13 protein-coding genes and 1 tRNA gene are annotated in these 14,754 nt (G+C 58.3%); 9 read left to right on the top strand and 5 right to left on the bottom strand.

The window, feature by feature from the left end; translation table 11 throughout:
* The 3 genes from QZZ60_RS03390 to QZZ60_RS03380 form a co-directional block, all read left to right on the top strand.
* The coding region (locus QZZ60_RS03390) for a DNA/RNA helicase domain-containing protein (RefSeq protein ID WP_295637801.1) at positions 1–696 on the top strand (696 nt) is incomplete at its 5' end.
* Positions 697–886: 190 nt separating this feature from the next.
* A complete protein-coding gene (locus tag QZZ60_RS03385; protein ID WP_295637799.1) occupies positions 887–1,450 on the top strand; it encodes an ACT domain-containing protein in 564 nt (187 codons plus the stop codon).
* 21 nt (positions 1,451–1,471) lie between these two features.
* A complete protein-coding gene (locus QZZ60_RS03380; protein WP_295637796.1) occupies positions 1,472–2,842 on the top strand; it encodes a PFL family protein in 1,371 nt (456 codons plus the stop codon).
* Between the two features lie 421 nt (positions 2,843–3,263).
* Here the strand turns inward: QZZ60_RS03380 and QZZ60_RS03375 are convergent.
* Positions 3,264–3,350, bottom strand: a tRNA-Leu gene (locus tag QZZ60_RS03375).
* Between the two features lie 170 nt (positions 3,351–3,520).
* Here QZZ60_RS03375 and QZZ60_RS03370 point away from each other — a divergent pair.
* From QZZ60_RS03370 to mltG, 3 genes are read left to right on the top strand one after another with little or no spacing between them, the layout of a single operon-like run.
* A complete protein-coding gene (locus QZZ60_RS03370; protein ID WP_295637794.1) occupies positions 3,521–4,036 on the top strand; it encodes a phosphatidylglycerophosphatase A in 516 nt (171 codons plus the stop codon).
* Between the two features lie 4 nt (positions 4,037–4,040).
* Complete coding sequence (gene ruvX / locus QZZ60_RS03365; RefSeq protein WP_295637791.1) at positions 4,041–4,469, top strand: Holliday junction resolvase RuvX; 429 nt, start codon at positions 4,041–4,043, stop codon at positions 4,467–4,469.
* Positions 4,466–5,650, top strand: a complete 1,185-nt coding sequence (gene mltG, locus QZZ60_RS03360; protein WP_295637789.1) for an endolytic transglycosylase MltG — start codon at positions 4,466–4,468, stop codon at positions 5,648–5,650. The genes ruvX and mltG overlap by 4 nt, the downstream gene beginning before the upstream one ends.
* A gap of 395 nt (positions 5,651–6,045) precedes the next feature.
* Here mltG and QZZ60_RS03355 read toward each other — a convergent pair whose 3' ends face one another.
* From QZZ60_RS03355 to selB, 3 genes are all read right to left on the bottom strand, one after another.
* Positions 6,046–7,113, bottom strand: coding sequence for a YIP1 family protein (locus QZZ60_RS03355; protein ID WP_295637786.1), 1,068 nt, complete (start codon positions 7,111–7,113; stop codon positions 6,046–6,048).
* A gap of 75 nt (positions 7,114–7,188) precedes the next feature.
* Positions 7,189–7,710: a 3'-5' exonuclease gene (locus QZZ60_RS03350; RefSeq protein WP_295637783.1), complete on the bottom strand. Its 522-nt coding sequence runs from the start codon at positions 7,708–7,710 to the stop codon at positions 7,189–7,191.
* A 1-nt stretch (position 7,711) separates the two neighbouring features.
* Positions 7,712–9,628, bottom strand: a complete 1,917-nt coding sequence (gene selB / locus QZZ60_RS03345; RefSeq protein ID WP_295637779.1) for a selenocysteine-specific translation elongation factor — start codon at positions 9,626–9,628, stop codon at positions 7,712–7,714.
* Positions 9,629–9,814: 186 nt separating this feature from the next.
* Here selB and ffh point away from each other — a divergent pair, with 186 nt between their 5' ends.
* From ffh to QZZ60_RS03330, 3 genes are all read left to right on the top strand, one after another.
* A complete protein-coding gene (gene ffh, locus QZZ60_RS03340; RefSeq protein ID WP_295637776.1) occupies positions 9,815–11,326 on the top strand; it encodes a signal recognition particle protein in 1,512 nt (503 codons plus the stop codon).
* 30 nt (positions 11,327–11,356) lie between these two features.
* Positions 11,357–11,596: a 30S ribosomal protein S16 gene (gene rpsP, locus QZZ60_RS03335; protein ID WP_294446581.1), complete on the top strand. Its 240-nt coding sequence runs from the start codon at positions 11,357–11,359 to the stop codon at positions 11,594–11,596.
* Positions 11,597–12,144: 548 nt separating this feature from the next.
* Positions 12,145–13,512 (top strand): MATE family efflux transporter, encoded by a 1,368-nt coding sequence (locus QZZ60_RS03330; protein ID WP_295637773.1) that lies wholly within the window; start codon positions 12,145–12,147, stop codon positions 13,510–13,512.
* Positions 13,513–14,310: 798 nt separating this feature from the next.
* Here the strand turns inward: QZZ60_RS03330 and QZZ60_RS03325 are convergent.
* Positions 14,311–14,622, bottom strand: a complete 312-nt coding sequence (locus QZZ60_RS03325; RefSeq protein WP_294445511.1) for an HU family DNA-binding protein — start codon at positions 14,620–14,622, stop codon at positions 14,311–14,313.
* Positions 14,623–14,754: the final 132 nt, after the last annotated feature.

The raw sequence follows: 14,754 nt of genomic DNA, 5'->3' as shown, positions 1-14,754 counted from the left end.
CGTTCATGGAATGATATAATATCTAATTTAAATATATTTAAAAAAGAAAATTTACATCTCAACACATCAATACGTTCATTTAGAAGCCCATATTTATCAAATTTTATAAAATATATACTTGATATCAAAATCAATGAAGCACGCAAGATCTATAACTTATATATAAAAAATAGTTACCCTATAGTATTAACTAGAGATTTAAGCCGTGCAAAGGATTGGATAAAAAATCAATGCCAAGGAACAACACGCTATGGACTTCTTGCAAGTAGTGGAGGATTACGACTCAAGGCTGATGGCATATTTGTAAAAAATACTATATCTATTGAAAACTGGTTTCTTAATGATAAATATGATGTTCGTTCTAGCTATATGCTCGAAGATGTTGTTACCGAATTTGATATTCAAGGGCTAGAACTTGACTATGCACTTATAGCATGGGATGCTGATTATCGTTTTTGTAATGGAGAATGGGAATATTATACTTTTAAAGGATCAAAATGGAACAATATCCACTCTATAGAAAAAAGACGATACTTAAAAAATGCCTATAGAGTACTTCTTACTCGCGCTCGTCAAGGTTTAGTTATATTCATACCTAAGGGTAATAATAACGATATTACACGCAAACAAGAATATTATGACGGCACATTTAATTATTTTAAAATCTCTTGGTGTTCCAGAAATATAATATATTAATAACACTATAATTATTGGTATATTCTTAGCCTCCCCATCTTTATTTTTTGACATCTTTGAAAAAGCGCGGAAGTCCAAACATCGCTTGACGGTTCTCCTCGTTCCCGTCTATCCTTTTCGCATTTCCCGAGATCATGGCCCCGCACGGCTTTCCGCACCGGGCCCCAACCCTCTTTGCATCGAGGCGACCGTGAATCACATTGTCATTTCTGTCATCGGACGCGACTGTCCCGGCGTGGTCTATGCCATTGCCAGCGCCCTGTCCAAGGAAAAATGCAACATTGAGGAATTGAGCCAGACCATTCTGAAGGGTCAGTTCGCATCCATATTCATCGTATCCGCCCCGGAAGACGTCACCGAGGAGGACATTCAGCGCGTGGTCAGTCTCAACCTCGAAGCCCGTCACATGGATCTCACCGTTGCGGCGCGCACCTTTGAAACGGACACCTTCTCGAGTTCCGAAGAGACTGAACCCTTCGTCGTCACGGTCAACGGTTCCGACCGGCCGGAAATCATCGCCATGATCTCCGGCGTTTTTGCCGAACAGAAGGTGAACATCGAAAACCTCAAGGCCATCCGCATGGATGAGGACAGCAACGAATGCGTGCTGGTCTTTGAAGTCGCTCTGCCTCTTTCCATCAATCGCAACGCCTTCCGTCAGATGCTTCAGGCCAAAGCCCGCAGCGTGGGGCTTGCCATAAGCATCCAGCACGAAAACATCTTCGAAGCCATCCATCGCGTACCCATCGTCTAACCCGCATCACAGGTCTGCCCCATGCTTACTGAACGCGAAGTGCTCAGCACTATCAACATGCTCCGCAACGAACATCTCGATGTTCGCACCGTCACCCTCGGCATCAGCCTCTTCGACTGCGTCAGCCACGACTTCGACGTGTTCTCCTACAAGGTACGCGCCAAAATAGCCAAATATGCCGCCCACCTGGTGGAACACTGCAACGAAGTGGGCGCACGATACGGCATTCCCGTGGTGAACAAGCGCATCAGCATCAGTCCCATGGCCGTCGTCGGCGCAGGCTTCAACGCCGACCAGATGGTGCGCGCCTGCCAGATGCTTGACGAAGCCGCCAAGGAGGCGGGCGTCGACTTTCTCGGAGGTTTCGGCGCCCTGGTCGAAAAGGGCATGACCCCCGGTGACCGCGCGCTCATCGACTCCCTGCCCGAAGCGCTCGCCACCACCGACCGCATCTGTTCCTCCATCAACGTGGCTTCCTCCAAGGCCGGCATCAACATGGACGCCGTGGCTCTCATGGGCCGCCAGATCGTCAAGGTGGCCGACGCCACCAAAGATCGCGACGGCATAGGCTGCGCCAAGCTCGTGGTGTTCGCCAACATTCCGCAGGACGTGCCCTTCATGGCCGGCGCCTATCTCGGCATCGGCGAGCCCGACGTGGTCATCAACGTGGGCGTCTCCGGTCCCGGCGTGGTGAAAAAGGCCATCGACCGAGCCAAGGAAACCCATGAAAATCTTACGCTCAGCGACGTGGCCGAAGTCATCAAGTCCACGGCCTACAAGGTAACCCGCGTAGGTGAACTCATCGGCAAGGAAGTGGCTGGACGCATGAACATTCCCTTCGGCGTGGCCGACCTCTCCCTCGCCCCCACGCCTGCCGTGGGCGACTCCGTGGGTGAAATATTCCAGAGCGTGGGCCTCTCCTCCATCGGTGCTCCCGGCTCCACCGCCGTGCTCGCCATGCTCAACGACGCCGTAAAGAAGGGCGGTGTGTTCGCTTCCTCCCATGTGGGCGGTCTCTCCGGCGCATTCATTCCCGTTTCCGAAGACTCGAGCATCGAAGCTGCTGCCAACTGCGGATCCCTCACCATGGAGAAGCTCGAAGCCATGACCAGCGTCTGCTCCGTGGGCCTCGACATGATCGCCATTCCCGGCGACACTCCGGCGACCACCATTTCCGGCCTCATTGCCGACGAAATGGCCATCGGCATGATCAACACCAAGACCACCGCCGTGCGCGTCATTCCCGTTCCCGGCAAGGGCGTGGGCGAAACCGCCATCTTCGGCGGTCTGCTCGGTCAGGCCAAGATCATTCCCGTGAACACCGGCGACGCCTCCGCCTTCATCAATCTCGGCGGACGCATTCCCGCGCCCATCCACAGCCTGAAGAACTGATCCCGTCCGCCGTTCACTGAAGAAAAGGGGAGGAAAACAAGGTTTGTTTTCCTCCCTCCTTCTTTTCAGTCTGCGCTTTTTCCACGGTCATGCCGAAAGAACAGAGCAGGTTCTTCATCCGCACATGCTTCGGCATTCAGTCGGGTCTGGACTCCTCCCGTGAAAACAAAAGAAAAAATCGCCGCATACGGGACGACCTGACCGGAACAGTCCTCCGGTCCCGCCCTTCGCCGGGTGTGCACACGCTTCCCCGCAAAGCCGTCTGAAAAAGTTCCGGCAAAAGCCTCCCCGAGCGACCTTCTCCGGCCGCCGCGAGGCTCAGGATGCGGCATAGTTCGCGGCACAGACGGACTTTCTGAATTTTTTCAGCAACAAAAAAGGCCGTGTAAAAACACGGCCATGCTTCTGAACATATGCAAAGTGGTACCCGGTGCGGGGCTTGAACCCGCAAGTCCTTGCGGACGAGGGATTTTAAGTCCCTTGCGTATACCAGTTTCGCCACCCGGGCACCCTTCTTTCGTACCAGCACCGGCAAGGGATGACAAGAGAAAAGGTTGAGGGGCAAATACCATTCCGCATGCTCCATGCTCTTCCCGTCTGCAGACGGCTTCTCCTCCCCTTGCCAAGAATGACGGGAGCTCCTATCCTGAGGCAAACTTTTGACCTGCTGGAGTTTTCATGACCTCCTTCGATACCATTGTTCTGCACTTCTGTCGTCTCGGCCCCGCGGGACTTGCGCCAAAGGCTCCGGGGACGGCAGGAGCCTTTTTCGCGACGCTTCTTGCCCCCTTCCTCTATCTTCCCCTCTCCCTGCCGTGGCGTCTCGTATTTCTGCTGGTGCTCTTCATTCTCGGCGGCTTTGCCGCATCCCGTGCGGAAATTCTGCTGAATCGTCAGGATCCGGGCTGCGTGGTCATCGACGAGCTTGTCGGACAGTGGGTGACCATGCTCTGCCTCGGCAGCCTTTCGTCCGCCTCCGGCTGGAAGGACGCGGCCTTTCTCCTTGTTCCGTTTCTCTTCTTCCGCTTTTTCGACATTCTGAAGCCGTGGCCCGTGCACGCCTCGGAAAGCTGGCTGCCTGCGGGATGGGGCATCATGATCGATGATGTTCTGGCCGGTGTATGGGCTCTTTTATGCACCAGCGTGGTCATGGTGATCATCAACCTTGTCTTTCCCGGCACTCTGACTCTATAACAGCATGAAATATCTTGCCATAGACTACGGGCTCAAGCGAGTGGGCATTGCCGTTTCGGACATGGACGGCGCCTTTGCCTTCCCCCGATGCACCCTGAAAAGGGAAACCAAGGCCGCCTTTTTCGCCCAGCTCATGGAACTTCTGGACAAGGAACAGGCAGACGCCATAGTGGTCGGCCTTCCTCTGTACACCGACGGAACGGAATGCCTCACCACCGTGCAGGTACGCCATTTCGTGGAGTCACTGAAGCGTCGCACGACGCTGCCCGTGTACTGGATGAACGAAGTTCTGAGCAGTGCAGCTGCGGAACACGAACTCTACGACTTAGGCATGGGCTTTCGTGAAGTGAAGAAAGTGGTGGATCAGCAGGCTGCCGTGCTCATTCTCGAAAGCTTTCTGGACCAGCCGGAAGAAAGGAGACTGAGGGCATGACCCAGGAAAAACCAGAAAATGAGAAGCCCCTCAACGACGGTCCCGTAACCGGCTCCGTGTCCGAAACAGCCGATGCGTCTTCGACCGGAGACTCTCATGCGGCGCAGAACCAAAAGCCGCAGACTCCCCGTCGGAAACGGCGGCCGCTCCTCTGGCTCGTGGTCTTCGTGCTCGTGGTATGCCTCGGCGCAGGCACCTGGGCATGGCGCGACGCGCGCAACTTTCTGGATACGCCGCCGCAGGAGCCGGGCAAAAGCCTGATCGTGGACATCGAGCCCGGCATGACGCTCGCACAGGTGGCCGCCATGCTGGAAAAGGAAGGCGTGATCACCGACGCATGGCGATTCCAGATGCTGGTCCGCTACAAGGAAAAGAGCCGGAACATTCAGGCCGGACGCTTTCTGGTAAGCACGGGCTGGCTGCCGGAAACGGTGCTGGACATGCTGGTGTCCGGCAAGGCCATGCTCTACCGGCTGACCATACGTGAAGGACTTGCCTGGTGGGACGTGGCGGAACTTGTGGAGGAAGGCGGCTTCTGCAGGGCCGCGGACTTCACCTCCGTCATTCACGACCCGGAATTTCTCCGTCACTGGGGCATTCCCTTCGATTCCGCGGAAGGCTTCCTTTACCCCGAGACCTATCTTCTGCCCCGTCCGCGCGAGCTGAACCGCGACGCGGCAAAAGCCGTGGCCAACCGTCTTGTGGAGATGTTCTGGCGCAGAGCGGACAAGCTGTGGCCCAACGGCAAGAGGCCCTCCACGGAAGAGCTCAAGCGCCTCGTCACGCTGGCTTCCATCGTGGAAAAGGAAACCAGCGTTCCCGAAGAACGTGCCCGGGTGGCGGGCGTATATGCCAACAGACTGGAAAAGAACATGCTGCTGCAGGCCGACCCCACGGTCATCTACGGCCTTGGCCGTGACTTTGAAGGGCCGCTTCTGCGCAGTCAGCTGGACAACGCGAACAACCGCTACAACACCTATCAGAATCCCGGCCTGCCGCCGGGCCCCATATGCTCTTTCGGAGCTTCGGCGCTCAGGGCGGCCATCAGTCCGGAAAAGCATGACTATCTCTATTTCGTGGCCACAGGCCGAGACAGGGGACATACGTTTTCCAAAAACCTGAACGACCATAACCGGGCTGTGCGCGACTACCGCGCAGCGCTCAGAGAAAACAGGAAATAGCCGGACCGCCATGTTCCGGGGAGTCCGTCCCCATGAAGATTCTCTCCTCCCTCGTGCTCATGATCTCCTGTCTTCTGGGGCTCGGCGTCTGTCTCGTCATCTTGAAGATGCTGGGATTCTTTGCCTGATCGTCGTACAGTCCCGGACTCTTCGACTTCCTTGAGGAAAGAAGAACGTCCATGACGACGCCGTGCCCGGCCGACAGGCTCCTCCCGCCGATGGAACGCGAGACCAGCGAACATTCGACACCTTCAATGCATCGGACGATCTTGCCCGGCGCAGAAACAAGGCTCCTTCACCGAACGCCATGAAAAAACGGGGCTCCGCCGTCATGCGGAACCCCGTTTTCTGTTTTCACAACAATATGTCGCCCGTCCCCTCGCCCGGGACAAGTATCAGGACATGCCCGCCATGAACGCGGGGATCTGAGAAACCAGCGCAAACTCGAGAATGTAGAGCGGAAGCAGCGCAAGCACCGTACGCGACCAGGAAAGATTGAGCGCGAACTTGCAGCCCATGAAGGCCGCCGCCACAAACCAGACGGACGCGATGAGACTGCCCACCATGGGAACGATGCAGAACACAAGCGGAGCGGCACTGTAGCACACCACGCGCAGCGTGGTGGAAAAGTCCGCCCGGTCGGGCTGCACCATGCGAATCATCAGATGATAAAGTCCTGCCAGAATCACCGCCTGAAAAATGGAGAAGAACGGCGTGACCAGCAGCATGAGCGGCAGATTCATGCTTTTCATGAGCGCTTCGGCCATGGCCAGGGTCTGCGGATCAGTGGCCGTGCTCGTCAGCTCCTGCAGCGCCTTCATGGACCAGAGCCGTGAGGCAAGCATCTGAAAAAGGCTCAGAAGCACATAAAAGAGAATGGGACGGACAAGCGAAAAGCTGCAGCGCACATGTCTGAAGAAATCCGGCGCATGAAAGAGCACGCCGAGCAGCGTGCGGGAAAAGCTGCCCCAGAAGCCGTAGTATTCCGGACTTTCCCAGGGGGCGCCGTCCGGACGTCCGTCATGACGGGACGCGGGTTCATCCTGCCCCTCGTCATACTGGCGCACGTGCTCGCGCACGCTCTGCCAGCGCTCCCAGAGACTTTTCGGACGCTGCGGGCTCTCCGGCTTCTCTGCGGGAGTCTCTTCCTTCTTCTCCGCAGACTCCTCCCTGGTGAACTGTGGAATCTCGGCTCCGGGAGGAAGCGGGTCATCCCCTTCCTGTTCAGTGGAAAGATGCGGCACTGCGGGCTTCGGGTCCGCGGCGGGAACGCTCTGCCCCGCTCCCTGGGCTGCCGCGACGTTCTTTTCCGGCTCGTCGGAAGAAGACTGCGCTTCCTCCGGCAGGGAGAAATGAAACACCGTTGAGCAGCGCGGACAGGTCACCTTGTATTTCTTTCCGGGCCGTATGGAGGCCGTGGGCACGTCACGCCTGAAGCGGCAGGAAGGACATTCGATAATCATGACAACCTCACAACGTATTTGCTTTCGACAAATATAGACCGGCCGGACTCTCCGGGCAAGACGTAAGGAGCGCTTTTATCCGTTGAGCATCATCTCTTCGTCCGTCATGCCGAGAGAGCGGAGATGAAGATAGATTTTTGCGGCGGCCAGCGCGTCGGACGCCGCATTGTGATGATCCAGCTCCAGCCCGAGATACGCGCACACGTCGTTGAGACGATGATGAGGCAGGCGGAGCCCCCGTCTCGAGCCCTTGACCGTGCACGCGAAGGGAAGACACGGAGCTTCCAGACCGAAGGCCCGGCAGCAGCCGAGAAGCACTCTTCGGTCAAAGCTTGCGTTATGCGCGACCAGAAGCCGCGCGCCTTCAAGAAAGGCGCGTATGTCCGGCCACAGTTCGGCAAACGTGGGCTTGTCCTTCAGCATTTCCCAGGTAAGTCCGTGGATTTCGGTAAAATACACTCGCTGGCGCGGCGGCCGGATGAGACTGTACCAGCTTGCCGTCACCTTTCCGTCTTCCATGCGGGTCATGCCCAGGGCGCACGCGCTGTCGGCGTACTTGTCGGCAGTTTCAAAATCCAGCGCCACCACACGGGTCATGTCACGCGCTCCTGCCGCGAAGAACCCGCTTGTCGCCCACGCGCATGGTGAGCTGCTCCTTGTCGAAGTGCTCGAGCAGCGCGATGCCGTTCTTTCGGGAAATGCCGGAAATGTCACGGAAATCACCGGGCGTTATTTCACTGTGCTCCTGAAGGAACTGACGCACCTTTTCCCTGAGCTCGTCCATGACGGAAGAAAGATAGTAGAGATCTTCCTTGATTTTCACGAGCGAACCGTCCGAAACAAGCAGCTTGAATATGGGCTGTGCCTGCCGCGCCGTGATGCCGAGCTCGGAAAAAAGCTCGGTATGGTTCGGCGGCATGAGAGGCGAGGCCTGATGAGCCTTCAGAAGCGCTTCCTTGAGCGCCTGCTGATCGTCGGCAAGAGACACCTTGTGATCGGGCAGGCGCAGGAGCTCGCCCTCGGCCGCGAGTCGGCCCGAACGGATAAGTCTCTCGAGAACAAAATGCGCCAGCTTGGGCGGCACTCCGGCCCCCATGCCTGCAAGGATGACGCCCTTGGCCATGCCGTGTTCCAGGGGGTTCTTTTTATGAAAGGCCTCCGTGGCGGCAAGCGCGCGGTCAATGAGTCTGTCCAGCCAGGCGGAAGAAATCCAGCATCGGGCGTCCTTGTCCCAGCAGAAGACGGCCCCCCTGCCGGACATGGCCTGCAGCTGCTTTTCCAGCGACTTCCGGCTGAGGTCGGTAAGGATGGAAAGATCAGCCTGGGTCGCTCCGAAGCGGCCGGCAAGCTCGAGCTGCACGCCGATGCGCGTCTGCTCGTCGGAGTCGGGCAGTGCCATGAGCCGCGCCTGCATGGTTTCGTCGATGTGACTGCGCCTGGGCGCTCCGTCCAGAGCATACAAAATGGAGCCGCCGGCCACGGTGCGCAGGGGCGAGAACGCCCGCACGATGCAGCGGTCGCCGAAGATGCCGGCCACGGGCTCGGAAAAATGCACTTCCGCAAGCGCGGTGTCGCCGGGCTCGAGACGGTCGCGGTCGTAGAAGTACAGGCGTGCGGCAAGTTCCCTCGCGCTGTGGTGGAAATGAACCTCCCCGCGATGACGCAGCCCCCGGGGAGAGGACTTGAGGCAGGTCAGTTCCACAATCCATCGCTTCGAGTTCTTCATGGTGCCCACATGGGTGACCACGTCGCCGCGGCTGATGTCCTCCACGCCGAGACCGTGCAGGTTGAGGGAGATGCGGTGACCGGCCTCGGCCACCTCCTGCGCCTGACCGTGGCTCTGGATGCTGCGGATGTGCGAAAGCTTTCCGCTCGGCAGAAGTTCCACCTCGTCGCCGCACTTCGCAGAGCCGGAAACAAGCGTTCCGGTGACCACGGTTCCGTGCCCCTTCAGGGAAAACACACGGTCCACGGGCAGACGGAACAGGTCGGAACGACGCCGCGGCTGACGGCGGCTCTCCTCGACTATGGCGGCGCGAAGCGCGGCGAGCCCCTCGCCGGTCACGGAGGACACGGGAAAAATGGGCGCGCCTTCAAGGAAGGTGCCCGCAAGAAATTCGCGCACGTCTTCCTTTGCGAGCTCCAGCATGTCGGCATCGACCATGTCGATCTTGGTGAGCGCCACAATGCCGTGCTTCACGCCGAGCAGCGTGCATATTTCCAAGTGCTCGCGGGTCTGCGGCATGACGCCCTCATCGGCGGAAATGACGAGCAGCACGAAATCTATGCCGGAAGCTCCGGCCACCATGGTGCGCACGAACTTTTCATGACCGGGCATGTCCACGATGCCCATGCGCTCGCCGCCGGGAAGGTCGGCGTAGGCGAAGCCCAGCTCTATGGTGATGCCGCGGCGCTTTTCTTCACCGAGACGGTCGCAATCTATGCCAGTAAGCGCCCTGATGAGCGACGTTTTTCCGTGGTCGATGTGACCTGCGGTTCCCATGATGACGGACATGACAGCTCCTGAACGTTCAGTTTTCCTGAGAGGTGCACAGGATACCCGTGCAGGCGCGCGAGAGCAAGAGGCGGAAGACGGCGCGGAAGACGGAAACGACGGCACGTCGGCGGCAGGTTTGACTTGACTTGAGGGAAAAAGTTGCGTAACGGTTCTTAGTTCCAAGTCATAAGAACAGGAAAGACGATGTTTGAAAGCCTGACAGACCGACTCTCCGGCGTGTTCCGCAATCTCAGCGGCCGCGCCCAGCTCACGGAATCCAATATCCAGGACGCTCTTCGCGAAGTCCGACTCGCGCTTCTTGAAGCCGACGTCAACTTCAAGATCGTCAAGGAATTCGTGGATCGCGTGCGCGAGGCAGCGCTCGGCGTTCAGGTGATGAAGGGCGTCACTCCGGCGCAGCAGGTCATTCAGGTCGTTCATGAAGAACTGGTCAAGCTGCTCGGCGGTGAAGACACGGAGCTGAAGCTCCAGGGCGCGCAGCCCGCCGTCATTCTCATGGTCGGCCTTCAGGGTTCCGGCAAGACCACGTCTTCGGGCAAGCTGGCCCTTCTGCTGCGCAAGCAGAAGATGCGTCCCTATCTCGTGCCCGCCGACGTGTACCGCCCCGCCGCCATTGATCAGCTGCGCACGCTGGCCAAACAGCTCGACATTCCCTGCTTCGATTCCACGCCGGACATGAACCCGGTGGACATCGCCCGCGCGGCCGTGGAGGACGCGAAGGCGAAGCAGTGCACCGTGGTCATCCTCGACACCGCCGGTCGTCTCCACGTGGACGAACCGCTCATGCAGGAACTCGTGTCCATCAAGAGCGCCGTGAATCCGCAGGAAATCCTGTTCGTGGCAGACGCCATGACCGGTCAGGACGCCGTTACCGTCGCCGAATCGTTCAACGATCATCTCGGCATCACGGGCGTCGTTCTCACCAAGATGGACGGCGACGCCCGCGGCGGCGCGGCGCTCTCCATCAAGTCGGTCACCGGCGCACCGGTCAAATTTGTCGGCATGGGCGAAAAGCTTTCCGAAATGGAAGTGTTCCATCCCGACCGTGTTGCGGGCCGCATCCTCGGCATGGGCGACGTGCTCACCCTGCTGGAAAAGGCGCAGAGCGAAATGGAGGCCGAAGAGGCCGAGGCCCTCGCCAAGAAGATGCAGAAGGCCAAGTTCGATCTTGAGGACTTCCGCACTCAGATGCGCCACATGCGCAAGCTGGGTTCTCTTGAATCGCTCATGAAAATGATTCCCGGTCTCGGCGGTCTCGCCAGCAAGCTGGGCGACATGAGCGGTCACGAGAAGGAATTGAACCGGACGGAAGCCATCCTGAACTCCATGACCAGTCAGGAGCGCCGCAACCCCGACATCATCAACGGCAGCCGCAGGGCCCGCATCGCCAAGGGTTCGGGAACAAAGGTGCAGGACGTGAACATGCTTCTGCGCCAGTTCGAACAGATGAAAAAAATGATGCAGTCCATGATGCAGCCCAACCGTCACGTGCCCCGCATTCCCCAGGGCATGATGAACCGGCTGGGAGGCATGGGCGGCATGCCGGGCTTAGGTGGTCTGCCCGGCATGGGTGGCCTGCCGGGAATGGGCGGAATGCCGGGACTGCCCGGCGGAGTGCCCGGATTGCCTGGCAGCGGAAAGTCCGCTACCAAGAAAAAACGCGACAAGCAGAAACGTAAAAACAAAAAAAGGTAGCCCCGCTGCCTATCCTATCAGGAGTGAGATATGTCCGTTAAAGTGAGAATGACCCGCTCTGGTTCCAAGAAGCGTCCCTTCTACCGCATCGTGGCCATCAACAGTGACAGCCGTCGCGACGGCCGTCCGCTGGAATTTCTGGGCTACTACAACCCCAACACCAACCCCGGCACTCTGAGCCTCGACAACGAAAAGCTCCAGGCCTGGATCGGCAAGGGCGCCGAACTGTCCGACACCGTGCGCACCCTTCTCAAGAAGCTGGGCAAGTAAGGTCTTTCCTTCAAGGACTCGACCCCGTCTCCCGCTTCGGCGGCTGACGGGTTTTCGAGTTTAAACGTCAGGCTGTCGCAAGAAGTGCCGAAAAGCGCTTTTATCCTCTTTTTCCGGCCTGCTTAAGCCGCAAAACGCGCCCCCGGAAAGAAGACGCTTCGGCACGCCGCCTCTCGCTCATGCCGCAGCCATCCCTGCGCCGTGCCGGGACGCATGACAGAACGTGCAGCACGCCGTTGTCGTACGCCCCTGCGCTGTCACGGACTTCCGCGTCCGTCTCTCCCAATTCCGGCGGCTTCCCATCCGCAACGAAGTCCGCTCTTCGTCCGCTTTGCATGACATCTCCGGACGAAATCGTTCGGGACGCACGTCCCCCGCATTTTCGCGCCTTCCATGCCTGACCGTTTCCAGACGCGTTCTCGGCTGTCGGCGCGCTCTTTCAAACCGTTGACCTGTAAAAGGGATGAGGTTCGAAACAGGGAAGCCGCGTTCTGTCAGGCCGGCTTCTCTTCCCCGCAAGACCTCCTCTCCCATCGGGAGGAGCCATCATGTTCAGACATTTCAGCAGACAGGAAGCCCGCAATCTGGTCTTCCTCGCCGTTCCCGTTTTTCTCGGCCAGATTGCGCAGATAGCCATGTCCTTCGTGGATACCGTGGTAGCAGGACGCGCCGATACCGTCGACATGGCCGCCGTGGCCGTGGCCACGTCGTTCTGGATTCCCGGCACCATGTTCGGGCAGGGACTCCTCATGGCCATAACGCCGCTCGTGGCACAGGCCACGGGCTCCGGCAACCGCCACCGGAGCAGGCACTTCCTGCGTCAGGGGCTGTGGCTTGCCGTCGCCATATCCCTGCTGCTCATGGCAATCTTCCTCGTCATCAGCCGGACCATCCCCCTGTGGGGAACCATGGACCCGCTGCTCGCTAAAAAGACGTCGGAATATCTTTTTGCCGTGCTCTGGGGCGTGCCCGCGCTCATGTTCTTCGTGGTGCAGCGCTGCTTTCTGGAAGGACACGGCAGAACGCGACCTGCCATGGTCTCCGGATTCATCGGCCTGGCGCTCAACGTGCCGCTCAACATCATCTTCGTGTTCGGCAAGTTCGGTCTGCCCGCCATGGGCGCCGCAGGCTGCGGCGTGGCAACGGCCATTCTCTTCTGGTTCATGGCGGCTTCCATGCTCTTCTTCGTCCGTCATACGGACGCCGCCGCCCTTGCGCCGGAAAAGCCCCTGACCGACATTCTCAGACGACTTGTGCGCATCGGTCTGCCGAGCGCCTTTGCCATGCTCAATGAAACCGCAGCGTTCGCCCTCATCGCGCTCATCGTTTCCCCGCTCGGCGTCACCACCGTGTCGGGCCATCAGATCGCCATCAACGTGAGCGCCTTCGTGTGGATGTGTCCCTTTTCCATAGGCGCGGCCTCCACCATACGCGTAGGAACGCTGCTCGGCGCCGGAGACATGGCAGGCGCCAGGAAAGCCAGACTCACGGCCCTCACCATCACCCTGGCCATGGCCTGCGTGCTGGCAGCGCTCATCTATCTCGTGCGCTATCCCGTAGCGGCGCTCTATACCGAAGATCAGGCCGTCATTCAGATGGCCAGCCTGCTGCTCATCTGCGAAGTGTTCTATCAGTTCCCCGACGGCGTGCAGACCAACACGCTCTGCTCTCTGCGCGGCTGGAACGACACAAGGGCCATCTTCTGCATATCCTTCGTCGCCTACTGGGTGGTGAGCCTTCCTCTGGGCTGGATTCTGTGCATGACCGACCTGTTCACGCCGGAGCCTCTCGGCGTGCTGGGCTTCTGGATAGCCCTCATCTTCGGTCTCAGCGTGGCCGCCCTGCTGTATCTTGTGCGCATCCACAAGCTGGAGCAGCTCTCCGTCAAAGCCATGAAGAAAAAAATAGGCCGCTGACGGGCAGAAACCTTCCGGGGAAAAGCGCCGGAAGACGCTCAGAAGGCGTCTCCGGCGCTTTTCTTCCACAAGGCGGCCTCTGACATGAAAAAACATCGAATGCAAAACTACGCGGGCCACCGTGCCCCGCAGCGGGCTTTCACGCCTGTTGCACGGCAGAGCACCACGAAGGCTTTCCTGACCGAAAGCACACGGGAGAGGACCCCGCAGGGTCCTCCCTCGCACATGGGGGGCCGGGGAGAAGTACCCCCAGTAATGCAGACACAGGGTCCGCATTCAAACATCGCATGGCAGTCACGGCCGCTTCTGTCACTCATCATCGCAAGCAACTGTCTGGGCGGCCTGCCCTCTTCTCACAGGGCAGGAGCGCGGCTGCACGGGGAAACCGGAATGACGACGCCGTACGGCAACGACCTCTTCTTCAGCCCCTCTGCTTCCCCCTGCCTTCTTCATGAAGCAAGAGTCATGCCAAAACAAAACCTATGCCATTTCAAGATATTATATTTCGACACCCCACGCACGTGAAACATAATCGTTTCAATGGGCGGACGTGTTGAGCTAAAACGGGAAAACGGTATGCCGGACGACTTGAAAAAACGGACCCCGAAAATGTCGCCATGCGTGCCGATACGCTGACGCCTTGTGAGCGGCACTCGACACGCGGGGCATTCACGATCCTGCACGAGCCGGAGGCTTCCGATCGCTTGAAGAGCGGAAGCGCCCCATCCGACAGAACGCTTAAAAAACAGGCCGCCCGCAAAATGCGGGCGGCCTGTTTCACAGACGCCTTGCGCGCTGTTACTTGATAGCATCCTTAAGAGCCTTGCCGGGAAGGAACTTCACAACGGAGCAGGCGGGGATTTCAATCTTCTCGTTGGTGCGAGGGTTACGGCCGGTACGAGGCGCACGCTTGACAACCTTGAAGCTGCCAAAGCCCATCAGGGTGATGGAATCGCCAGAAGCAAGACATTCAGAGATGGCAGAAATCACAGCGTCAAGAGCTGCCTCCGATTTTACTTTCGTCTCAAGTCCGCTTTTGGCGTAGATCTTCTCGACCAGTTCAGCTTTCGTCATGGTTTCACTCTCCCAAAAATTTTTTGACTCTTTCACTGAGTCACTTTTCAGTAGAATGAGAATCCCCGTATGTCAAGCTCAGCTCAGCTAACCAGAGAAAATTTTTATGAAAAAGCCTTTGAGAACTTTTTTGGGGAACTTTTGGCGAAACGCCGAAAACGCAAGCGC

The sequence above is a fragment of the uncultured Mailhella sp. genome, assembly GCF_905187505.1.
In the GTDB taxonomy this organism is placed as follows: domain Bacteria; phylum Desulfobacterota; class Desulfovibrionia; order Desulfovibrionales; family Desulfovibrionaceae; genus Mailhella.
The sequence above is the reverse complement of the archived record's forward strand: the minus strand, read 5'-3'. Positions and strand labels throughout refer to the sequence as shown.